Source organism: Brevundimonas sp. (assembly GCF_036963785.1).
Lineage (GTDB): Bacteria > Pseudomonadota > Alphaproteobacteria > Caulobacterales > Caulobacteraceae > Brevundimonas.
This window is the reverse complement of the sequence record NZ_JBALUS010000001.1, coordinates 436006-460724: the sequence shown is the minus strand read 5'-3', so window position 1 is coordinate 460724 and position 24719 is coordinate 436006. Positions and strand designations below refer to the sequence as shown.

25 protein-coding genes are annotated in these 24719 nt (G+C 66.8%); 10 read left to right on the top strand and 15 right to left on the bottom strand.

Annotation, left to right across the window (positions count from 1 at the left end):
* Positions 1 to 112: 112 nt before the first annotated feature.
* The 10 genes from V7672_RS02345 to folE form a co-directional block, all read right to left on the bottom strand.
* Positions 113 to 730: a hypothetical protein gene (locus V7672_RS02345; protein WP_335623058.1), complete on the bottom strand. Its 618-nt coding sequence runs from the start codon at positions 728 to 730 to the stop codon at positions 113 to 115.
* Positions 731 to 742: 12 nt separating this feature from the next.
* Positions 743 to 2122: a serine hydrolase domain-containing protein gene (locus tag V7672_RS02340; RefSeq protein ID WP_335623057.1), complete on the bottom strand. Its 1380-nt coding sequence runs from the start codon at positions 2120 to 2122 to the stop codon at positions 743 to 745.
* 19 nt (positions 2123 to 2141) lie between these two features.
* A complete protein-coding gene (locus tag V7672_RS02335) occupies positions 2142 to 3671 on the bottom strand; it encodes a UbiD family decarboxylase (RefSeq protein ID WP_335623056.1) in 1530 nt (509 codons plus the stop codon).
* A 52-nt stretch (positions 3672 to 3723) separates the two neighbouring features.
* Positions 3724 to 3972, bottom strand: a complete 249-nt coding sequence (locus V7672_RS02330) for a helix-turn-helix domain-containing protein (RefSeq protein WP_335623055.1) — start codon at positions 3970 to 3972, stop codon at positions 3724 to 3726.
* A 22-nt stretch (positions 3973 to 3994) separates the two neighbouring features.
* Positions 3995 to 4831 (bottom strand): aldo/keto reductase, encoded by an 837-nt coding sequence (locus V7672_RS02325; RefSeq protein WP_335623054.1) that lies wholly within the window; start codon positions 4829 to 4831, stop codon positions 3995 to 3997.
* Positions 4832 to 4901: 70 nt separating this feature from the next.
* Positions 4902 to 5444: a tetratricopeptide repeat protein gene (locus tag V7672_RS02320; RefSeq protein WP_335623052.1), complete on the bottom strand. Its 543-nt coding sequence runs from the start codon at positions 5442 to 5444 to the stop codon at positions 4902 to 4904.
* 50 nt (positions 5445 to 5494) lie between these two features.
* Positions 5495 to 6358 carry an alpha/beta hydrolase family protein gene (locus tag V7672_RS02315; protein ID WP_335623051.1) on the bottom strand — a complete coding sequence of 288 codons (864 nt, stop codon included), beginning with the start codon at positions 6356 to 6358 and terminating at the stop codon, positions 5495 to 5497.
* Positions 6359 to 6408: 50 nt separating this feature from the next.
* Positions 6409 to 6768: an MmcQ/YjbR family DNA-binding protein gene (locus V7672_RS02310; protein ID WP_335623050.1), complete on the bottom strand. Its 360-nt coding sequence runs from the start codon at positions 6766 to 6768 to the stop codon at positions 6409 to 6411.
* A 74-nt stretch (positions 6769 to 6842) separates the two neighbouring features.
* Positions 6843 to 7286, bottom strand: coding sequence for a biopolymer transporter ExbD (locus tag V7672_RS02305; RefSeq protein ID WP_335623049.1), 444 nt, complete (start codon positions 7284 to 7286; stop codon positions 6843 to 6845).
* A gap of 168 nt (positions 7287 to 7454) precedes the next feature.
* A complete protein-coding gene (gene folE / locus V7672_RS02300; RefSeq protein WP_335623048.1) occupies positions 7455 to 8078 on the bottom strand; it encodes a GTP cyclohydrolase I FolE in 624 nt (207 codons plus the stop codon).
* A gap of 165 nt (positions 8079 to 8243) precedes the next feature.
* On the opposite strand from folE, the gene cysS reads away from it, so the two are divergent.
* Positions 8244 to 9653 (top strand): cysteine--tRNA ligase, encoded by a 1410-nt coding sequence (gene cysS / locus V7672_RS02295; RefSeq protein ID WP_335623047.1) that lies wholly within the window; start codon positions 8244 to 8246, stop codon positions 9651 to 9653.
* A 3-nt stretch (positions 9654 to 9656) separates the two neighbouring features.
* On the opposite strand, the gene V7672_RS02290 is transcribed toward cysS, so the two are convergent.
* The gene (locus V7672_RS02290) at positions 9657 to 9914 is read right to left on the bottom strand and encodes a hypothetical protein (RefSeq protein WP_335623046.1); all 258 of its coding nucleotides are present in this window, start codon (positions 9912 to 9914) and stop codon (positions 9657 to 9659) included.
* A gap of 137 nt (positions 9915 to 10051) precedes the next feature.
* On the opposite strand from V7672_RS02290, the gene putP reads away from it, so the two are divergent.
* Positions 10052 to 11572, top strand: a complete 1521-nt coding sequence (gene putP, locus V7672_RS02285) for a sodium/proline symporter PutP (protein WP_335623045.1) — start codon at positions 10052 to 10054, stop codon at positions 11570 to 11572.
* Positions 11573 to 11616: 44 nt separating this feature from the next.
* Positions 11617 to 12003 carry a hypothetical protein gene (locus tag V7672_RS02280; RefSeq protein ID WP_322258393.1) on the top strand — a complete coding sequence of 129 codons (387 nt, stop codon included), beginning with the start codon at positions 11617 to 11619 and terminating at the stop codon, positions 12001 to 12003.
* Positions 12004 to 12121: 118 nt separating this feature from the next.
* Here V7672_RS02280 and V7672_RS02275 read toward each other — a convergent pair whose 3' ends face one another.
* Positions 12122 to 12889 carry an ABC transporter permease gene (locus V7672_RS02275; RefSeq protein WP_335623044.1) on the bottom strand — a complete coding sequence of 256 codons (768 nt, stop codon included), beginning with the start codon at positions 12887 to 12889 and terminating at the stop codon, positions 12122 to 12124.
* On the bottom strand, positions 12886 to 13848 hold the full coding sequence (locus V7672_RS02270; RefSeq protein WP_335623043.1) for an ABC transporter ATP-binding protein: 963 nt from the start codon (positions 13846 to 13848) through the stop codon (positions 12886 to 12888). The genes V7672_RS02275 and V7672_RS02270 overlap by 4 nt, the downstream gene beginning before the upstream one ends.
* An 83-nt stretch (positions 13849 to 13931) precedes the next feature.
* Between V7672_RS02270 and V7672_RS02265 the strand changes: the two genes are divergently transcribed.
* The 7 genes from V7672_RS02265 to V7672_RS02235 all read left to right on the top strand — a co-directional run bounded on the left by V7672_RS02265 (position 13932) and on the right by V7672_RS02235 (position 21093).
* A complete protein-coding gene (locus tag V7672_RS02265) occupies positions 13932 to 14828 on the top strand; it encodes a DUF1206 domain-containing protein (protein ID WP_335623042.1) in 897 nt (298 codons plus the stop codon).
* Positions 14829 to 14891: 63 nt separating this feature from the next.
* Complete coding sequence (locus tag V7672_RS02260) at positions 14892 to 15434, top strand: lipocalin family protein (protein WP_335623041.1); 543 nt, start codon at positions 14892 to 14894, stop codon at positions 15432 to 15434.
* A gap of 123 nt (positions 15435 to 15557) precedes the next feature.
* Entirely contained in the window at positions 15558 to 17390 is a 1833-nt protein-coding gene (locus tag V7672_RS02255) for a long-chain-acyl-CoA synthetase (RefSeq protein ID WP_335623040.1), read from the top strand.
* A gap of 78 nt (positions 17391 to 17468) precedes the next feature.
* Positions 17469 to 18341, top strand: coding sequence for a flagellar motor stator protein MotA (motA, locus tag V7672_RS02250; RefSeq protein ID WP_335623039.1), 873 nt, complete (start codon positions 17469 to 17471; stop codon positions 18339 to 18341).
* A 140-nt stretch (positions 18342 to 18481) separates the two neighbouring features.
* A complete protein-coding gene (locus tag V7672_RS02245; RefSeq protein ID WP_335623038.1) occupies positions 18482 to 18724 on the top strand; it encodes a hypothetical protein in 243 nt (80 codons plus the stop codon).
* 113 nt (positions 18725 to 18837) lie between these two features.
* Positions 18838 to 20613, top strand: coding sequence for a tRNA (5-methylaminomethyl-2-thiouridine)(34)-methyltransferase MnmD (gene mnmD / locus V7672_RS02240; RefSeq protein WP_335623037.1), 1776 nt, complete (start codon positions 18838 to 18840; stop codon positions 20611 to 20613).
* 81 nt (positions 20614 to 20694) lie between these two features.
* Complete coding sequence (locus V7672_RS02235; protein ID WP_335623036.1) at positions 20695 to 21093, top strand: hypothetical protein; 399 nt, start codon at positions 20695 to 20697, stop codon at positions 21091 to 21093.
* Positions 21094 to 21102: 9 nt separating this feature from the next.
* Here V7672_RS02235 and scpA read toward each other — a convergent pair whose 3' ends face one another.
* Positions 21103 to 23250 carry a methylmalonyl-CoA mutase gene (gene scpA / locus V7672_RS02230; protein WP_335623035.1) on the bottom strand — a complete coding sequence of 716 codons (2148 nt, stop codon included), beginning with the start codon at positions 23248 to 23250 and terminating at the stop codon, positions 21103 to 21105.
* Positions 23247 to 24644 carry a methylmalonyl-CoA mutase family protein gene (locus V7672_RS02225; protein WP_335623034.1) on the bottom strand — a complete coding sequence of 466 codons (1398 nt, stop codon included), beginning with the start codon at positions 24642 to 24644 and terminating at the stop codon, positions 23247 to 23249. The genes scpA and V7672_RS02225 overlap by 4 nt, the downstream gene beginning before the upstream one ends.
* Positions 24645 to 24719: the final 75 nt, after the last annotated feature.

Here is a 24719-nt window from a genome sequence, read left to right as displayed (position 1 = left end):
GCGAGGGCTCCCGTAAAAAGCTGGGCCGACGCCGCAAGCAGACTGATCAGGATAAGGCGACGCATCATGGGCTCCCTTTGACCATGCCGGACACAGGGCCGCAACGTCTGGTCTAGCTTCCCAGCAGCGACCAGCCCCCGGCCTGAACCAGGGCCGTCAGCGCCCGACCCGTCGTGAAAACATGATAGGCGACCAGCACACACAGGGCCCCGACCACCCATTTTCGGCTCGGCGAAAGCGCCCCGATCGAAGTGCCGCCGATGAAGATCGCCAGCCCCGTCCAGAAGACCGGCCCGAGCGGAATTCGGTTGATCTCGCCGCTCAGCCCGGTGACCAGGAAGAAGGTCGCCGCGACGATCAGATTGGCCGCCAGCACACAGGCGAAGACGATCCGCCGGTGCGCCCAGAAATGGTCGTCCAGATCCAGCCGCTTCCCCTCCATCGCCACGCGCGGAAAGGTCACGCTGGCCGCGACATAGAAGGTCGCCGCCACCACAAGCCCCAGCACCAGCAGGGCAAAGTTGAACGGCGCCCCGCGAAAGATCACCCAGGCCTGATTCCAGAAGGTGGCGATGTCGATGGCCACGAACACCGCCAGCAGCGGCGTCAGCCAGCCGAACCGGATGCGCTCGCGCTCATGCAGCACGCGCGAAAACCCGCCCACCAGCTCCGCCACCGACAGCCCCAGCAGCAGGCCATAGAAGCTGAAAAAGAACTCGAACGCGCTCATGGGGTGCGGTCCCTACGGCGTGGCGTCGGCGGCAGGCAGGATGCCCAGCGCCCGCAGCACCGGCGGCGCCGTCGTGCCCATCCGGAAATACGCATCGCCGGTTGTCCAGCCCAGCCGCACGATCACCACATCCAGCGAGGGAATGATCATCACCGTCTGGCCGTTGTGGCCGATGGCGCTGAAGGCGTCGGCCGGCAGCTCCGCGATGCTGCGTCGTGCGCGATCAGGGCTGCGCCATCCGTTCAGCCAGAACTGGCCGCCATAGTTGGCCGTCGGGTCGGCGGGCGCAGGCTGTTGGACCCAGGCGGTCCATTCCGGAGACAGGATTCGCCGGCCCTCGATCTCGCCGCCATTCAGGTACAGCTGGCCGAACCGGGCCCAGTCGCGCGCCGAGGCATAGACATAGGAACTGCCGACCGGAGTGCCCGCCCCGTCCTGTTCCAGAACCGCGCTCAGCATCCCCGCCGGTACGAACAGCCGCTCACGCGCATAGGCCTGCACGGCCTCGGGGCTCCCCAGCACCTCGACCAGCAGGCGCGACAGGATCAGGGTGGTGCCCGACGAATAGGACCAGACCGTACCCGGCGCCGCCGCGGCCGGCTTCGACGCGGCATAGGCCGCCATGTCGGTCCGGGTGAACAGCATCAGGGTCACATCGTCCGCCCCGGCATAGTCCTCGTTGAAAGCCAGCCCGCTGGACATGTTCAGCAGGTGCTCCACCGTGATGTCCCGACGCGGATCCCCTTCGGGCCAGTCCGGCCAGTCCAGGGTATCGTCAAGGCTCAACAACCCGTCCTCGATCAGGAGGCCGATCAGGGTAGCGATCACGCTCTTGCTCATCGACCAGCCCAGCAGAGGCATGTCAGCGTCAAAGCCCTCGGCGTAGCGCTCGGCGACGATCCTGCCGTGATGCACGACGACAAAGGCGCGCGTGTCGATGTTCGCCTCGGCGGGGAAGGCCGCGTCCAGCGCGGTGGTCAGGGCCGTGGCATCCCCATCCGGCCCGGGTTCGGCCACCTGCCACACGGGGCTCGCCTCATAGGGATCGCGCGGATCGGCCTGGGCGGGCAGGGGCTGGCCGTCCGCCGACAGGGTGCAGCCCAGACCGGGCCGGTAGTAGGCTGATCGCCCGATACCCTCGCGCGACGCAGAGGCCGATGCCGCCTCGCGATCCACCGCATAGTCGATCCCCCCGCCCAGCTCGCCGAGCAGCCGGTCGGAGTCCGCTGCCGCCGCCTCCAGAGACCGTCCGGACACGAAGACTGCCGAACAGCTGATCTTGGCGCCGACGCCCGTGACGAGAGAGTTCATCGCCGCCCGGTCCTGGGCTGCCGCCTGTCCCGCCAGCGCCAGCAGCGCGACCCCTGAAAATGCGGCCAGTTTCTTCTTCATCGTCCCCCTCCCCAGGTGGCTATTTCCAGATCGGCGTCTTGTCGCCCGGCAATCCCAGCCGGTCCCACATGTCGCTGACCCGTTCGACCACGGCCTCGTCCATGCGGATTTCCTCGCCCCATTCGCGCTTGGTCTCGGGGGGCAGCTTGTCAGTGGCATCGAGACCGATCTTGGAGCCCAAACCGCTCTCGGGGCTGGCGAAGTCCAGATAGTCGATCGGGGTGTTCTCGATCACGGTGATGTCGCGGGCCGGGTCCATCTTGGTCGAGATGGCCCACATCACATCCTTCCAGTCGCGGGCGTTGATGTCGTGGTCCACCACGATGATCCACTTGGTGTACATGAACTGCCGCAGATAGCTCCAGCAGCCCATCATCACCCGCTTGGCGTGGCCGGGATAGGCCTTCTTCATCGACACCACGGCGATGCGATAGCTGCAGCCCTCGGGCGGCAGCCAGAAGTCGACGATCTCGGGGAACTGCTGGCGCAGCAGCGGAATGAAGACCTCGTTCAGCGCCTCGCCCAGCACCGAGGGCTCATCGGGTGGGCGGCCGGTGAAGGTGGTCAGATAGATGGGATCGTGGCGCATGGTGATGGCCGTCACCTGAAACACCGGGAATGTTTCGACCGAATTGTAATAGCCGGTGTGGTCGCCATAGGGCCCTTCGGGCGCGTGTTCGTCCAGCAGGACGTGGCCCTCCAGCACGATCTCGGCGGTGGCCGGCACCATCAGCGGCACGGTCTTGCAGGCGACCAGCTCGGCCTTGGCCCCGCGCATCAGTCCGGCGAATTGGTATTCCGACAGGGTGTCCGGCACGGGCGTGACAGCCGCCAGAATGGTGCCCGGATCGGCGCCCAGCACGACGGCGCAGGGCAGGGGCTCGCGCTTTCCGGCCTTCTTGTGCCGGGCATAGTGCTGGGCCCCGCCGCGATGGGCCAGCCAGCGCATGATGGCCTTGTCCTTGCCCAACACCTGCATCCGATAGATGCCGAGATTGAAGTCGTCCTCGCGGTCCTCGGACGGACCCTTGGTCACCACCAGTCCCCAGGTGATCAGCGGCGCCGGCTCACCCGGCCAGCAGCCCTGGACCGGCAGGGACGTCAGGTCGATCTGATCGCCCTTCAGCACCACCTCCTGCACCGGGGCCTTCTTCACCACTTTCGGCCGCATCGCCATGACGGACTTGGCCAGCGGCAGCATCTCCATGGCGTCGGCCAGACCGCGCGGCGGGGTCGGATTCTTCAGGAAGGCCAGCAGCTCGCCGACCTCGCGCAACTCGGCGGCGGTGGTGCGGCTCCTGCCCTCCAGCGTCACCCCCATGGCGACGCGCTTCACCGTGCCAAAAAGATTGGCCAGACACGGAATGGGGCTGATCGAGCCGTCGGGCATGACCGGCTTTTCGAAGATCACCGCCGGACCGCCGTTCCGCAGCAGCCGCGTCTGGATTTCGGTCATCTCCAGCTGGGTCGAGACCGGTTCGCGGACGCGCACCAGCTCGCCCTCGGCTTCCAGCAGTTCGATGAATTCGCGCAGGGACTTGTAGGCCATGGGAAAACGCTTAGGCGGGCCCGCGGCGTCTGTCACGCGGCCAGGATGTCGCTCAGTACGCCGGGGTATCCGACACCAGCGCCCAGACCGGCAGGTGCAGATGGCGGGTGGCGACAGCCAACTGGGTCGAGGTCATATGGGCCTGCCCACTTTCCAGCCGGCGGATCGCCTCGGGCGTCAGCTTCAGCGCCCCCGCCAGTGCATCGACGTCGCACCCACGCTGGCCGCGCCAGTGCTTCAGTCGTCGGCCGACAGCGACATCGTCCGGATCCGTGCCCGGAAACGGCAGCACACTTCCCACGTCGAACCTCCCACGGTTCTTGTTATTGGGCGGTATCCTGATCCCATTCAAAGGCGGCGTCCAGCCACTCGCCCAGCCGCCCGTCCGGCCGTGCCAACGCGTGGATGCGGGCCATCTCGTCGTCGGTCAGGGCGAAGTCGAAGATGTCGAGGTTCTCGGCCGCGCGGCTTTCCTTCGAGGTCTTGGGAATGGCGATCACACCCTGCTGGACGATCCAGCGCAGGGTCACCTGTCCGACCGACTTGCCGTGCGCCCCGGCGATCGCCCGGATCGTGTCGTCCTCGACGATCTTGCCTTGCGCCAGCGGCGACCAGGCCGTGATCGACGAGCCGAGGTCACGCGCCGTGTCGATCAGCGTCTTCTGTGACAGATAGGGGTGGTACTCGACCTGGTTGGTGATCAGCCGCGCCTCGGACAGGGCCTGGGCCTTCTTCCATTCGGCCGAGGGAAAATTCGACAGGCCGATGGCCCGGGTCAGGCCGCGTGACTTCGCCGCATTCAGCGCCCCGATGGTCTCGGCCAGCGGCGGGGTCGCCTTGGGCCAGTGCAGCAGCAACAGGTCCGGCGCAGTGCCCAGGCTCTCGGCCGATTCCTCGGCCTGTTTCAGCAAGGCGTCGTAGCTGAAATGATCGACCCAGATCTTGGTCGTCAGCCAGAAGCTGTCGCGCGCCACACCCGCATCGCGGATGCCTTCGCCGACGCCCTTTTCATTCCGGTAGATCCAGGCCGTGTCGATGTGGCGATAGCCGTGGGTCAGGGCATGGCCGACCATATGCCGCGCCTCGTCCGGCTCCAGCTGCCAGGTCCCGAGGCCCAGCAGGGGGATGTCGTGTCCGTCGACGGTCAGGGTATCAGTCATGTCAGGCTCCGTGTGAGCCCTCTAACTGGGGGGCGGGCCGCCGGTTGCAACCGCAAAAGTGCGGGCCCCGTCAGCCCTGTTCGCGGATGGAGGCGATCTGGGCTGTGAAATAGGGCGGGCGGCCATTGTCCTTCAGATAGGCGTCGAACTCCTCCAGCAGGGCGATGGCCTCGTCCCGTTGTCCCGAGCGGACCAGCTGGGCGGCGAGGGCGCCCCGCACGTCCACAAGGTTGGGGACGATCTCGAGCGACTTCCGGTTGGCGCGAATGGCCCCTTCCAGGTCCCCGGTGGCCTCAAGACTGGTCGCATAGCCGGCATAGAGATCATAGGTGACGACGCCCAGCTCTTCGGCCTTGCGATAGGCCGGCAGGGCCTCCTGGTGCTTGCCGCTGCGCGTGCGCGCCAGGGCCAGCCGGGCATTCACGGTCGGGTCCTCGGGATAGGTCCGGAGATAGCCGCCATAGTTGGCCGCGGCGCAGGTCCAGTCCCGCGCAGCGAAACAGCGGTCGCCGTCTTCCAGACTGGCGGGCTGCGGCGGTGCCTTGCCGCCGGACGGTTCGCAGGCCCCCAGACCCAGCGCCACTGCCAGAATCACCCCGAGACGACGCGTCATCATTGTCCCTCCACCCGGATTTTGCCGATAGCACACCGGTCGGAACGACGTCACGAGCCCTCGAACAGCCAGCCGCCAATTTCATCCCACAGCGGCTCCAGCCCGCGCCGGAAGGCACCCTCATGGCCGATGCGCCGGACGCCCAAGTCCCCCGGGGACCGGACGATGATCTCGTGGGGCGCATTGGGGTAGACCCGCAGCAGGTCCGCGCCCGTGCGCGGCGTCGCGATGGGATCGTCTGTGAAGATCCACGACCGGATGGGGGCGCTCACCGCCTCGAAATGATGCGGCCTGAGGGTGGTCGCCAGCTCGTCCGAGAAATAGGCGGGCTTGAGGCACCAGCGTTTCCACGTCTGGAACACCCCCCGCGGCAGGTCCGTCCCGGCCCACAGGCCGCCGCCCTTCACATAGCCGTGCCGCCTCAGGCTGAACGGACCAAAGCCGAACCAGAAGAACAACTCCAGAGGATTGTAGCTGCGGTGGTGCCGTCCCCAGTAGCCGGTGCCCACCGACACGAAGGCATGGCGGTCGAACCGGTCATGATTGGCCATCAAGCCCAGGAAATGTCCGCCGACGCTATGGCCGAGGTGCGTCAGCGGGAGGCCGGGGGCCGCCTCGGCCAGCGCGTCGAGCGCGGCGGACATGTCCAGCCGGCCCCAGTCCGGATAGTCCATCTCGAGCGCCGCCAGGTCGTCGGGTCGCGACCCGGCGATGCCGCGAAAATCATAGGTCAGCACCACGGCTACCCGTCCGGCCAGATGGCGGGCGACCCGGTCGTAGAAGCCCTTGGGAAAGCCGGTACCCGAGCTGATCAGGACCCCCAGGCGCGGCGCGGTGGGCCGGTACAGCCGCATGGACAGGGGATATCCGTCGGCGGCGCTGACGATGAGATCCTCGATAACCGGCTCGGTCATGTGGTTCGTCCTTATTTGCAACGAACCTGGCAGATTTCCGTGGGGTCAGGTCAAGAGGACTCTGGCGCGCCGGCCATTTCCGGATGCGCCTTCCTCAGCTTCGCCGGGGCCACCTTGCGCCAGCGGCTGGCCAGTTCGGCCTTCAGCCAGTCGGGATCCACCTTGCCGATCCGGATCAGCGCATAGGCATAGGGGCGATAGTGGTCGGTGATGTGGAACACCTCGGGATCGACCTCGACCAGCATGTCGCGCCGCTCGATCGAGCCGACGTCCAGCGCCAGGCTGTCATCCTCGGCCCTGAGCCGGGTCAGGAACTTGCCCGCAATTCGCCAGCAGGGGTGCCCATAGGCCGTGCCGGGCTCGGCTCCGGGCAGGGCCATGATCAGGGCGTCGACCTCGTCAGCGGTCATCCGGGCGCTCCGAATTGAAAAGGGCCGCCCCGGACAGGAGCGGCCCTTTCGGTATCAGGCGTTTGGCCCGATGCCTACATGATGTCTTCGTTCATCAGGCCGACTTTGAGGAAGCCGTTCTGCTGCAGGGTGTTCATGACGGTCATGAAGTCATTGTACATGACCTCGGCGTCGGCCCGGATGAACACGCGCTCTTCCTGGCAGGCACCGCCGCCCAGGGCCGCGCAGGCATCGACCGGCAGCCGCGAGATGTCGGTTTCCGTCAGCCGGTCGCCCACGCCGACGTAGATCTGGCCGGAGGCCTGGATATTGATGACGACGGGCTCAACCACTTCCTGATCGGGCGCCGGCGGCGTTGCCGGCGGAAGGTCCAGACGGATCGACACGGTGGCCAGCGGCGCGGCGACCATGAAGATGATCAGCAGCACCAGCATGATGTCGACGAACGGCGTGACGTTGATGTCCGCGTTCTGGCTGATGGTCTTGCCACCGCTCGGTCCCGAAAGTTTGGCGCCCATGGGGTCGTCTCCGTGTCATGCCGCCGCTCGGGGCGTACGTGTGGATCAGCTTCAACCGTCTCTTGGCGATCCTGACGGCGCTTGTAAAGCGGTCAGAGGCCCTGAAGGGTTCCGATTCTGAGGATTACGCCTGACGGGCGAACTTGCGGGCCCGTGTCGTGGCCTGCCTCAGCCCTTGGCCAGCTTCAGAAACCGCTCCATCTGCGCCGGATCGCTCTTGAAGACGCCGGTGAAACGGGTGGTGATGGTCGACACATGGCGGTGATGGACGCCGCGGGTCGTCATGCACTGGTGCTCGGCGTCGATCAGCACGGCCACGCCGGCCGGCTTCAGGTGCGATTCGATGGCTCCGGCGATCTGGTTGGTCAGGACTTCCTGGGTCTGCAGACGCTTGGAGAAGATCTCGACGACGCGGGCGATCTTGGAGATTCCCACCACCTTTTCCGTCGGCACATACGCGACATAGGCCTTGCCCAGGAACGGGGCCATATGGTGCTCGCAGTGGCTCTCGACCTCGATGTCGCGCAGCAGCACCATGTCGTCATAGCCCTGCACGTCCTCAAAGGTGCGCGACAGTTCCTTGGCCGGATCGGCGCCATAGCCCTCGAACCATTCGGCGTAGGCGTCGACGACGCGCTTCGGCGTATCGATCAGGCCCTCGCGGTCGGGGTTGTCACCCGCCCAGGCCAGCAGGGTGCGCACGGCCTGCATGGCCTCGTCGCGCGACGGACGGATCAGGGCGCTGGTGTCGGCGTCTGTGACCAGGCTGGGCTTTTGCACAATGGCATCCATATCGATGTAATGGCGACGAAGTTGCGCCGGAACGAGGGTTCCGGAAATGACGCGCGCCGCTCTCCCTTTTCTCTGCGGGGACGAACTGTGTGGTTGGACCCGTCCCGTCCCGGCTATATGGGATGATCCCCTTTCCCCGCAAGCAAGCCGGACCGTCCGCCCGTCATGCCCCTCGTGCTTCACGATACCCTGACCCGCTCGAAACGGGTGTTCGAGCCCCGCGATGACAAGCGCGTGACCCTCTATGTCTGCGGACCGACGGTCTATGACTTTGCCCACATCGGCAATGCCCGTCCGCCGGTGGTCTTCGACGTGCTGGTCCGGCTCCTGCGCCGTCGTTACGGGACCGAACACGTCGTCTATGCCCGCAACGTCACGGACGTGGACGACAAGATCAATGCGAAGGCCGCGAAGGAAGGCGTGCCGATCGGCGAGATCACCGCTCGCTATGAAGCCGCCTACCTTGAGGATATGGCGCGGCTGAACGTCACACCGCCCGATATCGCCCCTCATGTGACCGATCACATGGACGCCATCGTCGCCCAGATCGGCGCGATCCTGGACCACGGCTGCGCCTATGAGGCCGAAGGCCATGTGCTGTTCGATGTGTCGGCATACGAAGCTTACGGCGCGCTCTCGGGCCGCAATCTGGACGACATGATCGCCGGCGCCCGGGTCGAGGTGGCGCCCTACAAGAAGAACCCGCACGACTTCGTCCTGTGGAAGCCGTCAAAGCCGGGCGAGCCGGAATGGCCGTCCCCCTGGGGGCCGGGGCGTCCCGGCTGGCACATCGAATGCTCGGCCATGATTGAACAGGTGCTGGGCCTGCCGATCGACATCCATGGCGGCGGCATCGACCTGGCCTTCCCCCACCATGAGAACGAGATCGCCCAGGGCGTCTGCGCCCACGGCCATGCCCATGGCGAGCGCCCGCACGACCACTATGCCCGCTACTGGATGCACAACGGCTTTCTGACGCTCGACGCGGAAAAGATGTCCAAGTCGCTGGGCAATGTGCTGCTGCTGCACGATCTGGTGCAGGCCATCCCGGGTGAGGTGGTACGCTGGGCCCTGCTGTCCGCCCACTACCGCCAGCCGCTGGACTGGACGCAGAGCTTGCTGGATCAGAGCCGCAAGTCGCTCGATCGGCTATACGGGGCCCTGGCACGCTCTGCCGAGGTCGCGGATTCGACAAGCGAGCCGCCGGCCGAATTCCTCAAGGCCATCGAGGACGATCTCAACACGCCCGGCGCCATGGCGGTGCTGTTCGCCCTGTCCGGCGAGATCGAACGCGGGCTGACCGCAGGCGACAAGGCCGCCGTGGCTCAGGCCAGGGGACAGCTGATGGCTTCGGCCGATCTTCTGGGGGTGCTTCAGTCAGACCCGGCCGACTGGCTGAAGGGCGACGCCTCCGACGATCTGGCGGCCGAGGTCGAGGCTCTGATCGCGCAGCGCGCCACTGCCCGGGCCGCAAAGGACTGGGCCGAAGCCGACCGCATCCGCGACCGGCTGACCGAGCTGAACGTCGAGGTCATGGACGGAGCCGAAGGCGCCCGCTGGCGCCTCCGGTCCTAGCGCCTACTGCGTCCGGCTGGAGGGCAGGCCGCGGATTATGCAGGCATGGTCCCGCTCGGGCACGCCGCTCTGCGCCCCCGTTGCGGTGAGAATGCCGCCGCGGGCCTCGCAGTCGGCCATCATGGCATCAAGCCTGTCCGTATAGGTGCCCTGGTTCGGTCCCGCGGTGGCACAGGCGGCCAGCGACAGGCTGAGGGCGCCGACCGCAGCGGCCGACAGGATGCCCGAACGTTTCAGCGGGCGTTTCAGGTGCATGGTCATGTAATCCTCCGGGTGTGGGAGCGGAACAAGGAAAGCTTGTCCCAGACTATGGCTAACCCGTGGCAAAGGTCGCCGTTCCGTCGGGGAATGTGGCGGGGGGTGGACCCGATTGCGGCAACGCTGCTACCCCTTCGCTCATGGAAACCGGAACATGGATCACCCTCGGCCTGTATTTCGCCCTGATGCTGGGCATCGGGCTGTACTCGTATCGCGAGTCCACCTCGGACGTGTCGGGCTATATGCTGGGCGGGCGGAAGCTGGGACCGGCGGTCGCCTCCCTGTCTGCAGGCGCCTCGGACATGAGCGGCTGGATGCTGCTGGGTCTGCCGGGGGCCATGTATCTGTCCGGCCTGTCCTCGGCCTGGATCGCCATCGGCCTGTTTCTCGGGGCGCTGGCCAACTATCTGATCGTCGCTCCGCGGCTGCGCACCTATACGGTGATGGCCAATGACGCGATCACCATCCCCGACTATTTCGACAAGCGGTTCATGGACCGGTCACGCCTGCTGCGCGTGATCTCCTCGCTGGTCATCGTCATCTTCTTTACGCTCTACACCTCCTCGGGTCTGGTCGCGGGCGGCAAGCTGTTCGAGAGCGCCTTCGGACTCGATTACTCCTGGGGACTCTGGATTACGGCGGGCGTGGTTCTGGCCTACACCATGGTCGGCGGCTTCATGGCCGTCAGCCTGACCGACTTCGTTCAGGGCTGCATCATGTTCGTGGCCCTGATCCTGGTGCCCATTGTCGCCCTGACCCAGATCGGCGGCGTGGACGGCATGACCGAGACGGTGCGCGGCATCGATCCGGGATTGCTGAACCTGTTCCAGGGGGCGACGGTCATCAGCGTCATCTCGGCCATGGCCTGGGGCCTCGGCTATTTCGGCCAGCCCCACATCATCGTGCGCTTCATGGCCGTGCGCTCGCTCAAGGATGTGCCGACCATGCGCAACATCGGCATGAGCTGGATGCTGGTCACCCTGATCGGGGCCCTGTCGACCGGTCTGGTCGGCCTGGCCTATGCCACCCGCACGGGGCTGGAGGTCGCGGATGCCGAGACCATCTTCATCCTGCTGTCCGATGTGCTGTTTGACCCGCTGATCACCGGCTTCCTGCTGGCGGCCATCCTGGCGGCGATCATGAGCACCATCTCGTCCCAGCTGCTGGTGTCGTCCAGCTCGCTGACCGAGGACTTCTATTCGATCTTCCTGCGCAAGAATGCGCCCCAGAAGGAACTGGTCATGATCGGTCGACTGGCCGTGCTGGCCGTGTCGCTGGCGGCCATCTTCCTGGCCTACGACCCCTCCAACAATGTGCTGGGTCTGGTCTCCAACGCCTGGGCCGGGTTCGGGGCAGCCTTCGGGCCGCTGGTGATCCTGTCGCTGACGTGGAAGCGCATGACCCGCAACGGCGCGCTGGCCGGCATGATCGTCGGGGCCGTCACGGTTCTGGTCTGGATCTATGCCCCGGTGCTGGCGGATGGTCAGACCCTGTCTCAGGGCAGCGGCGTCTATGAGATCGTGCCCGGATTCATCCTCAGCTGGCTGGCGATCTGGCTGGTCAGCATGATGGGCAAGCCGCCGTCCGAAGACATCCAGTCGACGTTCGAGGCCGTCCGTCAGGCCCTGCACCGCAAGGGCGAGCCTGAAACCCCGCGTTAACCGGACGCGCGCACCCTGAGGTCTCACGCCCTCAGAGGTGCGCCATGTCGACGATCCAGACTTCCAGTTACCGGCGGACCCGGGATCATTTCGAGCCCCAGGACATCGATCCCCACGAGCAGCGCCGTTTGCGCGGCCTGATGGAGCACATCGACTACACCGCCTATGTCGCGAACCGCGAGGTGGTGGGCCAGATGCTGGCCTCGGTCGACGCCGGTCATTTCCAGCGGCTGGCAGTCACGGTCGCCACGGCCCGGGCCAAATGGGTGGCCGAGGCCGTGCGTCAGTCGGAGTCCGGCGCGCCCTCCACGCCCGACCAGATCGCCCGCCTGACGGCGGCGCGCACGGCCTTCGAGGAGCTGTCCGAGGCCTATGAAGGCCTCCGGCGCATGGTCGACCGCGGCTATGTGCCGATGAAGTCCCCGGGCTGAGTCTCCCACACCCCGTCATCCTCGGGCTCGACCCGAGGATCGGTGTCGCCCGCAACGGCTGACGGCCTGCGCTTACCGATCCTCCGATCAAGTCGGAGGATGACGATGGCGATCTGGCTCAGGCCTTCAGCCGGTAGCCCGTCCTGAACATCCAGCCGACGATCGCGAGGCAGGTGAAGAAGAAGCCCAGCGTCGCCGTCAGGCTGATGCCGACGCTCACGTCGCCGACCCCGTAGAAGGCCCAGCGGAAGCCCGAGATCAGATAGACCACCGGGTTGAACAGCGAGATGGTCCGCCAGATGCCCGGCAGCATGTCGATCGAATAGAAGGACCCGCCCAGGAAGGTCAGCGGCGTCACGACCAGCATGGGGATCATCTGCAACTGCTCGAACCCCTGGGCCCAGATGCCGATGATGAAGCCGAACAGCGAGAAGGTCGTCGCGATCAGCACCAGGAAGGCGATCATCATCAGCGGATGCTCGATCCTGAGAGGCACGAACAGCGCCGCCGTCGCCAGGATGATCAGCCCCAGCACCATCGACTTGGTCGCCGCCGCCCCGACATAGGCCAGAACGATCTCGAACGGCGAAATGGGCGCTGACAGGATCTCGTAGATCGTCCCGGTGAATTTCGGGAAATAGATGCCGAAGCTGGCGTTGAAGATCGACTGGGTAAACAGGCTCAGCATGATCAGGCCCGGCACGATGAAGGCGCCGTAGGCCACGCCGTCGATCTCGGTCATGCGGCTGCCGATGGCCGAGCCGAACACCACGAAATAGAGGGCCGTGGTGATCACCGGCGTGACGATCGACTGCCAGAAGGTGCGCAGGGCACGCGCCATCTCGAAGCGGTAGATGGCCCAGACTCCGTAAGCGTTGAAGCTCATGATGCGGCTCCTTCGCCGGTGGTCTGCCGGGTCGGCTTGTCGCGATGGACCAGGCTGACGAAGATGTCCTCCAGCGAACTCTGGGCGGTGTTCAGGTCCTTGAATCCGATGCCCAGATCACTGACCGCGCGCAGCAGCGAGGGCACGCCGGTGCGCTCGGCATTGGCATCGAACACATATTCCAGCTCATTGCCGTCGGCCTTCAGGGTGACCTTCCATTCGGCCAGCTCGGGCGGCACGGTCTCCATCGGATCCTGCAGGTTCAGTGTCAGTGTCTTCTTGCCGAGTTTTTTCATCAGTTTGGTCTTGTCCTCGACCAGGATCAGCTCGCCATTCAGGATCACGCCCACCCGGTCGGCCATCTCCTCGGCCTCTTCGATGTAGTGGGTGGTCAGGATGATGGTCACGCCGCGCTCGCGCAGGCCCCGCACCAAGGCCCACATATCGCGGCGCAATTCGACGTCGACGCCGGCGGTCGGCTCGTCAAGGAACAGGATGTCGGGTTCGTGGCTGAGCGCCTTGGCGATCATCACCCGCCGCTTCATGCCCCCCGACAGGGTCATCAGCTTGGCGTCCTTCTTGTCCCACAGGCTCAGGTCCCGCAGCGTCTGCTCGATAAACGCCGGGTTCGGCGCCCGGCCAAACAGGCCGCGGCTGAAGGTGACGGTCGCCCAGACCGTCTCGAAGGCATCGGTGGTCAGCTCCTGCGGCACCAGGCCGATGCGCTCGCGCGCCTTGCGATAATCGGACTGGATATTGTGCCCGTCGACCAGCACCGTGCCGGTGCTGGGGGTCACGATCCCGCAGATGGTGCTGATCAGCGTCGTCTTGCCGGCCCCGTTCGGCCCCAGCAGGGCGAAGATCTCGCCCTTCGAAATCTCCAGATCGACCTGCTTCAGCGCCTCATGGCCGCTGGCATAGGTCTTTGTCAGGCCGTCGATAGAAATGACCGGCTGCATTCCGTTCCCCTCGTCTTCGGCCTGCCAAATAGGGTTTCAGTATCCGCCCCACAAGGCGGAGCTTCCGGCGGTTTGGAGAGTTGATGCCGCCGATGGACATCCGCTGGGCAGAACACCGCATCGAAAAACTCGGCAAGGAGGCGCGCAGGCTTTGGCGCCGGCGGTCCGACCTGTCATCCGTGTTCGAGGCTCTGGCCCGCTTCGGCTATGGCGCGCGCGGCTTCGTCTATGTGTCGATCGGCGTGATCCTGATGATGACCGCCCACGACCTGACCAGCCAGACGGCGGGGTCCACGGGCGTGGTCGAAACCCTTGCCCGCCAGCCTTTCGGCCGCGTCTGGCTGACGGCCCTCGGGATCGGTCTCTGGGCCTTCGTGCTCTGGCGGGTGCTGCAGTCGGTGTTCGACGCCGATAACGAGGGGCGCGACCTGGCCGCCATCGGCAAGCGGGCAGGGCAGGCGATAAGCGGCCTGGTCTATGGCCTGCTGGCCTCCACCGTCTTTGAACTTCTGGACGAGGTGAATTCCAATCCGACCGCCAGCGATGTGTCCGAGAACCAGGAAAAGGCGCGGGCCCTGATGGAGCTGCCCTTCGGCCAGGCCATGCTGGTCGGCGTCGGGCTGGTGATCCTTTCGGTCGGCATCGGCAATGTCGTGCGCGGCATCCGCAATGACTTCGGACGGGACCTCCGCTGTTCGGAATCGATCTGCAAGCGCGTCGTCCCTCTGGGCCACATCGGCTACGTCGCCCGCGGTCTCGCCTATTTCCCTCTGGCCGGTCTGGTCATGCTGGCCGGCTTTCGTGACCGGGCGAGCGAGATCACCAGCTTTGGCGGCGCACTGGAGTCTGTCGAGACCCTGCCCGCCGGTCCCTGGCTGCTCAGCGCCGCGGCCCTGGGCCTGATGGCCTTCGGCGCCTATGCCTTCGTCGAGGGCCGCTTTCGCCGCATCCGCCCACCCCGCGACCTCGACCTGACCTGATCCGCGTGCGTCCGGATGCGATTCCGGGCGTATCTCCTGCACACGCCCGACCGGAGCTCCACCATGTCGATTGTCCGCCTGTCCGCTCTTGCAGCCCTGGCTCTGATGGCCAGTGCCTGCGTCACCGCCCCGTCGCCGTCGGAATACCGCGCGCCCGAACCGCTCAGGCCGGTCGATGCCGAGCGCCTCTACTCCGGCCGCTGGCTCGAGGTCGCCCGCCTGCCCATGTCGATCACCGACGGCTGTGTGGCCGGGGCGTCCAACTACACCCTGGTCAATGAGACCCGCGTCGACGTGCTGGATACCTGTCAGGTCGGCACCCCGGACGGTCGCGAAAAGGCCATCGGCGGGCGGGGCGAAATCCTCGACCCCGGCACCAACACCCGCCTGCGCGTCCGCTATGTCGCGGGCTTCGTCACCTGGGACTACTGGATCCTCGACCGGGCGGATGACTACAGCTGGTTCATCTCCGCCGACCCAACCTTCGAAAAGCTGTTCATCTACACCCGCGAGATTCCGACCGATGACGAGCTGCAGGCCCTGGTCCGCCGCTCGGCCGAGCTGGGCTATGACGTCTCCAGGCTGGAATTCCCGCCGGCGGAGTGAGGCACAGGGCGCTTGACCCTGCGTCACCGGGGCACGCGCGCCACGCCCGGCCACAAACCGCCCTTCGCAGCACCCGGCGATTCCCCTCGCGGTTGACCTGACGCCTCCGGCCCGTCATCACCGATGAAACAGCCGCACAGGGAGGATCGCGCGATCATGGGCTTGCTGGCCAACATCCGTCGGGATCTGAAGTTCGCCGCCGGACTGCGTCGCCTGCTTTCGCGCATCAAGCCGATCGACCTGGACAGCACGGTGCTGGTCTGTGACGACCTCGAGGAGGCTGTCGATCGCTTCCCCGACCGCATCGCCATCGAGGACGAACATCACAGCCTGACCTATCGCGAGTTCGACAGTATGGCGAATCGCTTTGCCCACTGGGCGCGCGGCCGCAACCTGAAGCGCAGCGATACGGTCGCCCTCGTGATGATGAACCGGGCCGAGTATCTGGCCGCCTGGTTCGGCCTGTCCAAGGTCGGCGTCGCCACCGCCCTGATCAACACCAATCTGACCGGCCCGGCGCTGGGACACTGCCTCGAGATTTCGGGGGCCTCCCAGATCATCACCGATCAGGACTGCTGGCGCGCGCTCGAGGACGCCCGTCCCCACACCGACCGCAACCTGATGCTCTGGGTGCTGGGCCTCGCCGATGAGGACGAGGTCAGCGACCGTCGCGACCTCGACACCCCGCTGCGCAGTGCCTCGTCTGTCCGTCCGGCCCCCAGTGCCCGCGCGGGCCTGACCAACCGTTCGACCGCCCTCTACATCTATACCTCGGGGACCACCGGCCTGCCCAAGGCCGCGCGGGTGCCCCACTCGCGGGCCCGCACCTATATGCGCGCCTTCGCCGGCTGCACGGCGGCGACCGAGAAGGACGTCACCTACAACGTCCTGCCCCTCTATCACTCGACCGGCGGTCTGGTGGGCATCGGCCCGGCCCTGCTGAACGGCGGCAAGCTGGTACTGCGCAAGCGCTTCTCGGCCACGGCCTTCTGGCCCGATGTGAAGAAGTCCGGCGCCACCATCTTCGTCTATATCGGTGAGCTGTGCCGCTATCTGGTCAACACCCCCGAGCACGAGGATGAGCGCGCCCACAAGCTGCGCCTCGCCTATGGCAACGGCCTGCGCCCCGACGTCTGGGACGACTTCAAGACCCGTTTCGCCATTCCCGAGATCCTCGAATTCTACGGCTCGACCGAAGGCAATGTCTCGGTCTTCAATTTCGACGGCAAGTCCGGCGCCATCGGCCGTGTGCCCTGGTTCGTGAAGGGCAAGGTCAACATCCGGCTGGTGCAGTTCGACTTCGACACCGAAACCCCGGTGCGCGGCTCTGACGGGCGCTGCCGTCTGGCCGAGGTCGGGGAGGTCGGCGAGGCCATCGGCATGATCGGCGACGATACCCGCCACGACTTCTCGGGCTATGCCGACAAGTCTGCCTCGCAGAAGAAGATCCTGACCGACGTCTTCAAGCCCGCCGACCGCTGGTTCCGCACCGGCGACCTGATGCGTCAGGACCGCGAGGGCTATTTCTACTTCATCGACCGGATCGGCGACACCTTCCGCTGGAAGGGCGAGAACGTCTCGACCGCCGAGGTCGAACAGCGTCTGGCCGAGGCGCCCGGCGTCAAGGAAGTCATCGCCTACGGCGTCCCCGTCCCGGGGCAGGAGGGCAAGGCCGGCATGGTCGCCCTCGTGATGGACGGCCGGTTCGGCGCCACCGCCTTTGCCGAATATGTCGAGGCCAATCTGCCGTCCTACGCCCAGCCCCAGTTCGTCCGCATCATGAAGACCGTCGACACCACCGGCACCTTCAAATACCGCAAGGGCGATCTGGTCAGCGACGGCTTCGACCCGGACAAGGTCGACGGCCCGCTGTTCGTGCGCGGCGGCAAGGCCGGCTACACCAAACTGACCCCGGCGGCCCGCCAGGCCATCCTGGATGGCGAGACGCGGCTCTAGCCGCCCTTGGCAACGTGACCTTAAGCATTAACGGGCAGGAATGACGCTCCTCTTCGGTCACAGGTGTCGCCTCCGTCCATGTTCCAGATCATCGGCATCGTCCTTCTGTTCGGCATGGTGTTCGGCGGATACACCATCGCCGGCGGCAAGATGGGCGTCATCCTCCACTCTTTGCCCTATGAGATGATGATGATCGGCGGCGCGGCGATCGCGGCCCTGGTCATGTCCAACTCTGCGGCGACCCTGAAGGGTCTGCTGGGCAGTTTCGGCCGGATGTTCGGCGGCAACAAATGGAAGAAGCAGGACTACAAAGACCTGCTCAGCCTGCTGTTTCTGCTGACCAAGACGATGAAGTCCAAGGGTGTCATCGCCCTCGAGAGCCACATCGAGAAGCCCGCCGAGAGCTCCATCTTCCAGAAATACCCCAAGGTGCTGAAGGACCATTTCGCCACCGACTTCATCTGCGACACCCTGCGGATGATGACCATGAACCTCGAGGACCCTCACCAGATCGAGGATGTCATGGAAAAACAGCTGGAGAAGCATCACCACGAGGCCCTCGGGCCCGCACATGCGCTGCAGAACATGGCGGACGCCCTGCCGGCGCTCGGCATCGTCGCGGCCGTGCTGGGCGTGATCAAGACCATGGCGGCTATCACCGAGCCGCCGGAGATTCTGGGCGGAATGATCGGCGGCGCCCTGGTCGGCACCTTCCTCGGCGTTTTCCTCGCCTACGGCCTGGTCGGACCTCTGGCGGCCCGCCTCAAGGAGGTGATCGACAGCGACAGCTCTTACTACAAGATCATCCAGTCGGTGCTGGTCGCGCACCTGCACGGCAACGCCGCCCAGATCTCGGTCGAGATCGGCCGCGGCGACATTCCCTCTTCGGCCCAGCCCTCCTTCCTCGAGATGGAAGAGAGCCTGGCCAACGCCCCGACGGAAGCGGCCTGACGGCGAAAATCATCCACACGTAACGCTCACGGATGATCACGAACCCGTGAGAAATCGCTTGCGGATCGGCTCACATTTCCGTTATCACTCCTTTGCGGGGATTCATGACCTCGTTGAACCTTCTGAAGGATGAAAAACACATGCGTATCGTCGCTCTGATCGCCGCCTCGGCTGCCGCCCTGGCCATCGCCGCCTGCACCCCCGCCGCCGAAGAAACCCCGGCTGCTGAAGCTGATGCCGCCGCTGCCGAAGCTACCGAAGCTGCCGACACCGCCGAAGGCGCTGCCATGGAAGCTGAAGCCGCTGCCACGGAAGCCACCGAAGCCGCTGGCGAAGCCATGGCCACGGAAGCTCCGGCTGCCACGGAAGAAGCTGCTCACTAAGCAGTTCGATTATCCGTCCTTCGGGACGTGATCGGGAAAGGGCCGCCCTCAGGGGCGGCCCTTTTTTCTTGCGCCTTCGCGACAGCTGTCTTCCGGCCCGATAGGGAAGGTTGATGACGCCCGATTCCGACACCAGCGCCGACCTGATCTGGGATGATGACGGCACCCCCCGCTCGGGGCGGTTCGGGGATATCTACTTCTCGCCCGAGGATGGCCTGGCCGAAACACGCGCCGTGTTTCTGGAGGGGTGCGGCCTGCCGGGTGCCTTTGCCGGGCGCGATCACTTCTGTGTTGCCGAACTGGGCTTCGGAACCGGGCTGAACATGGCAGCCCTGCTGATGCTGTGGCGGGAGCATGCCGAGCCCGGTGCCCGCCTGAGCCTGTTCTCGGTCGAGGGCTTCCCTCTCTCCCGTGACGACGCCGCCCGGGCGCTCTCCGCCTGGCCCGAGATGGACCCGGCGGTCCGAGCCCTGCTGGCCGTCTGGCCGCGCGCCACGCCGGGTCTGCACCGCCTCGATCTGCCCGCCTTCAACGCCACGCTCGACCTGGCTGTCGGCCCGGTAGAGGAGGGGCTGTCCAGCTGGACGGGCTCGGCCGACGCCTGGTTTCTCGACGGCTTTTCGCCCGCCACCAATCCCGACATGTGGTCGCCCGCGATCATGGCCCAGGTCGCGGCTCACTCCCGACCCGGCGCACAGCTGGCGACCTTTACCGTCGCAGGCGCCGTCCGGCGCGGCCTGATCAAGGCCGGCTTCACGGTCGACAAGCGCCCCGGCCATGGCCGCAAGCGCGAACGGCTGGAAGCGGTTCGTGACGGAACGCCCGCCCCGGACGCCCCGCCCGCCGATATCGTCATCCTCGGCGCCGGGATCGCCGGGGCTGCGCTGGCGCGGGCCTTTGCGGCGCAGGGGCACACGGTCGAGGTGATCGAGGCCGAGCGGCCGGGTTCGGGGGCCTCCGGTTTCGATGCCGCCCTCGTCACGCCGCGTCTGGATGTCGGCGATGCCGACCTGGCGGCCGGGTTCGCCCAGGCGCTCGAGCGGGCCGGGCAGCTTTACGATGCCGTCGACGACGCCGTGCTGGCGCACGGTGTGCTGCAGCTGCCGGGGCGAGACCGCGACATCGACCGTTACGCCAAGGTCGCCGGTCAACCGATCTGGCAGGACGGAGACATGAGCGTCCTGTCGACCCGGGAGGTCTCGGACCACCTCGGCGAGGCTGTCGAGACGCGGGGCCTGCTCATGGCCGACGCTCGGGTCGTGCGCCCTGCGGCCATCCTTGCCGCCTGGTTGCCGCGGGGGACTTCCCGGGCCGAGGTCGCCCGGATCGCGCGCGGGTCAGAGGACTGGATCCTGTACGGCCCGGACGGAGCCGTCCTCCGTCACACCGCCTGTCTGATCCTGGCCGGGGGGGCAGGGACGGCGGCCCTGATGCCCGAGCTGCCCCTTCAGCCCGTGAGGGGGCAGGTCGAGGTGGCCCCGGGCGTCGCCGCGCCGCCGCCGGTGGCCTGGGGCGGCTATGCCGTTCCAACGGGGGAAGGCCTGTTGTTCGGGGCGACCCATGATCGCGATGACACCGGTACCGACGTGCGCGTCGCCGATACGGAGCGCAATCGTGCAGCGCTGGCCGCCCGGCTTCCCGATCTGGCAGACCGTGTGGGGCCCAGGCCCCTCATGTCCCGCGCCGCTGTCCGGGCGACCACGCCCGACCGTCTGCCCTACGCCGGTCGGCTGGACGACGGTCTTTACGTCCTCGGCGGACTGGGCTCGCGCGGCTTCTGCCTCGCCCCCCTGCTGGCTGAACATGTCGCGGCCCTGTGCCTCGACCGGCCATCCCCGGTGCCGGACGCCCTGGCCGGCCGGTTCGACCCGCATCGCCGTGCGTGGTAACGTCAGCCTCGTGAAATACCGCAGTGCCCGCGTCGGCCCGCGCCTTGAGGGCCGCCGCCAAACCCTCTCCGGAGACTCGCCATGATCCGCATTGCCGCCCTCTTGCTTCCCCTCCTGATGATCGCCGCGTCCTGCGCGCCGGGGCCGGACATGGCCATGGCGGGCGGCACCGAACGCGTCTGCTTCATGTCGGACCGGATCATCAACTTCCGCGCCGGGCAGTCGCCGTCCGTCTATGTGAGAGCATTGGGGGGTGACGTCTTCGAGCTGCAGTCCACCGGCTACTGCCGCGATCTCGATTCCGCCATCAGCCTTGGCTTCAGCCCGCTGACCGGTTCGTCCGATCGCACCTGCGTCGGGGATTCGATCGACATCGATGTGTCGGTGGCCGGCGCCTCGTCCAATCGCTGCCGCGCCCGGGTGGTCCGCCAGCTGAGCGAGGAAGAGGTCGCGGCCCTGCCGTCGCGCTACCGGCCCTAGGGCCGGGCCTCAGCCCTTGGGCTTCTGGGCATAGCCCAGTCGCTGGTTCAGCTTGTCGATCAGATCGATGGCCGTGTCGGCGATCACCGACCCGGGCGGATAGACGGCCGCGACGCCGGCATCCAGCAGCGGCTGCACGTCCGCGGGCGGGATGACCCCGCCGACCACCACCATGATGTCCTCGCGCCCCAGCTTCTTCAGCTCGGCGATCAGCTGCGGTGCCAGCGTCAGGTGCCCGGCCGCGAGGGATGACGCGCCCACCGCGTGGACGCCTTTCTCGACGGCTTCCTTTGCGGCCTCGGCGGGGGTCTGGAACAGCGACCCGGCCGTGGCCTCAAGCCCCAGATCGCCATAGGCGGTGGCGATGACCTTCTGGCCCCGGTCGTGGCCGTCCTGGCCCAGCTTGGCGATCAGGATGCGGGGCGGACCGCCGTCATTCTCGACGAAGGCGGCGACCATGTCGCGGGCCCGGCTGATCTTCGGGTCCTTGCCCGCCTCCTTCGCATAGACACCCGAGACAGTCTTCACCGACGCCACATGGCGGCCAAAGGCGGCCTCCAGCGCATCCGAGATCTCGCCCACCGTGGCCTTGGCCCGCGCCGCCTCGATCGACAGGGCCAGCAGATTGCCGTCGCCCTTCGCCCCCGCCGTCAGGGCCTCCAGCGCAGCGGTCGTCGCGGCTTCATCGCGCTCGGCCCGCAGCCGCTTCAGCTTGTCGATCTGGGCGGCCAGCACCGCCGCATTGTCGACCTTCAGCACGGGGATGTCGTCGACCTCATCCGACAGATACCGGTTCACGCCCACCACCGTCTGCTGGCCCGTATCGATACGGGCCTGGGTGCGGGCCGCCGATTCCTCGATGCGCAGCTTGGGAATGCCGGCCTCGATGGCCTTGGCCATGCCGCCGAGATTCTCGACCTCCGCCATATGGGCCCGGGCCCGCTCGGCCAGTTCGTGGGTCAGTCGCTCGACATAGTGGCTGCCGCCCCACGGATCGATCACCCGCGTCAGGCCGGTCTCCTGCTGCAGCAGGATCTGGGTGTTGCGCGCGATCCGGGCCGAGAAGTCGGTCGGCAGGGCCAGCGCCTCGTCCAGCGCATTGGTGTGCAGGCTCTGGGTCTGGCCGCCCGCTGCGGCCATGGCCTCGACCATGGTCCGGCTGACGTTGTTGAACACATCCTGCGCCGCCAGCGACCAGCCCGAGGTCTGGCAGTGGGCGCGCAGGCTGAGCGACTTGGGATTCCTGGCGCCGAATTTCGATACGGCCTCGGCCCACAGCAGCCGCCCGGCCCGCATCTTGGCCACTTCCATGAAGTAGTTCATGCCGATGGCCCAGAAGAAGCTGAGCCGCGGGGCGAACCGGTCCACGTCCATCCCGGCGTCCACACCCGCCTTCAGATATTCAATCCCGTCCGCCAGCGTATAGGCCAGCTCCAGATCAGCCGAGGCTCCGGCCTCCTGCATGTGATAGCCGGAGATCGAGATCGAGTTGAACTTCGGCGCATGCTCGGCCGTCCAGGCGAAGATGTCCGAGATGATCCGCATCGAGGGCAGGGGCGGATAGATATAGGTGTTCCTGACCATGAACTCCTTGAGGATGTCGTTCTGGATGGTCCCGGTCAGCTGGGCGGGGGCGACCCCCTGTTCCTCGGCGGCGACGACATAGAGGGCCAGAATCGGCAGCACCGCCCCGTTCATCGTCATCGACACGCTCATCTTGTCCAGCGGAATGCCGTCGAACAGGGTCCGCATGTCGAGGATGGAGTCGATCGCCACGCCGGCCATCCCGACATCGCCGGCCACGCGCGGATGGTCGGAATCATAGCCCCGGTGCGTCGCCAGATCGAAGGCGACCGACAGCCCCTTCTGACCGGCGGCCAGGTTGCGCCGGTAGAAGGCGTTCGATTCCTCGGCCGTCGAGAACCCCGCATACTGGCGGATGGTCCACGGATTCTGGGCATACATCGTCGGATAGGGGCCGCGATGATAGGGCGCGATCCCCGGCAGGCCATGGATGAAGTCGAGCCCGTCCAGCGCGTCTGCCTCATACCGGGGTTCGACCGTAATGCCCTCCGGCGTCTGCCAGGCGGTGCGGTCCGGGCCGGTGCCGGTCGCACCGGTGTCCAGCTTCAGGGTGGTGAAATCGGGGCGGGTCATCGGGCGGTCTCCCCGGTCTCGAGGTCTGCGGCGAGGCGCAGCGGGGGCAGCGGCTCACAGCGGTGGTCCGGCGGCGGCAGCGCATCGTCTGTCTCGGCCGTCACAGGGGCCGGGCGCGGGCTTTCGTCGACAAAGCGCGTCACCCCGATCAGCTGGGCCTCGCCGCGCGCATAGCTGGCGACCAGGGCCTGCCGTGCGTTCGCCACCCGGCCCTGCAGGCCGCCGCCCTCGATCGAGGCCACCAGTCCGCCCTCGCGTTCGATCTGCTGGAAGGCGGCCCAGCCGGCCTCGGCCAGATCGCGGGTGCGGGTGTCGAGGAACCACGATCCGGCCGCCGGATCGTCGACCCGTCCCAGATGGGCTTCCTCCATCAGGATCAACTGCGTATTGCGCGCCTGCCGCAGGGCAAAGGCATCGGGCTGCCCCGCCGCGCGGCTGAAGGCGTCCAGCACGATCACATCGGCGCCCCCTACAGCTCCGGCAAAGCCCGCCGCCGTCAGTCGCAACAGATTGGGCCAGGCATCGCGCGCCGCCAGCATCCGCCGCGACGACCGCGCCTCGATCACCGCCTCGGACTCGGCCCCCCAGGCCTTGGTAAAGGTCCGCCACATCAGGCGAAGCGCCCGCACCTTGGCCAGGCCGTCGAAATAGCTCTGGTCCAGCGACACCCCCAGCACCATGCGCCGGAAGGCCTGCTCCGGAGACAGGCCCGCCCGGCCTGCCGCGTCGGTCAGGGCCACGGCATTGGCCAGCACATAGGCCAACTCCTGCGCCGCCGTCCCCCCCGCCTCATGCACCACCCGCCCGGAGGCGAGGAAGGCCCGCGCATCCGGATAGGCCTCGGCATGGCGCGCCGCCGTATTGCCCGCCAGCTCCAGATAGTCCGCCAGTGGTCGCGCCCCGCCACCCCGGGCGACAAAGGCCGAGACCGGATCCATGTGAAAGGCCAGCCGCGCCCGCGGTGATCCCTTGGCGGCGACCGCCAGCGCATCGGCGGCCGTTGCCCCGGCCAGACCCGCATCCAGCGCCACCTCGGCCAGCTCCAGCTGAACGCCCGCCAGAGTCTGGACCAGGGTGTCCGAATCCGCCGTCACGCCGCCGCGCACCAGCAAGGAGGCCGCGCCCCCTTCCAGCTGCGCCAGGGCCACGCCGTTCAGCACGGCTGCGTCATCGCCTTCCACAAGGACACGCAGGTCCCACGCCCGGCCATCCGCATGCGCGGGGCGGGGTGCCGTCACCGGCGCACCGGCATTGGCGGCGGCATACAGCGGCCGCACATCCAGGCCGTCAGCATCCAGATGCACCAGACTGGCCAGATCGCGGTCCTTGAGCGCGGCTTCGGCCAGGGCGCGCCAGTCAGCGGGGGAGGGAGTGGCAAAGGGCGAGTTGGACATGGGGTCTCTATGGCCGAGGCGACCGCCCGTCGCAATTGTCTCGCGCCCCTCTCCCGCCTATGACAGGGGTCTGTC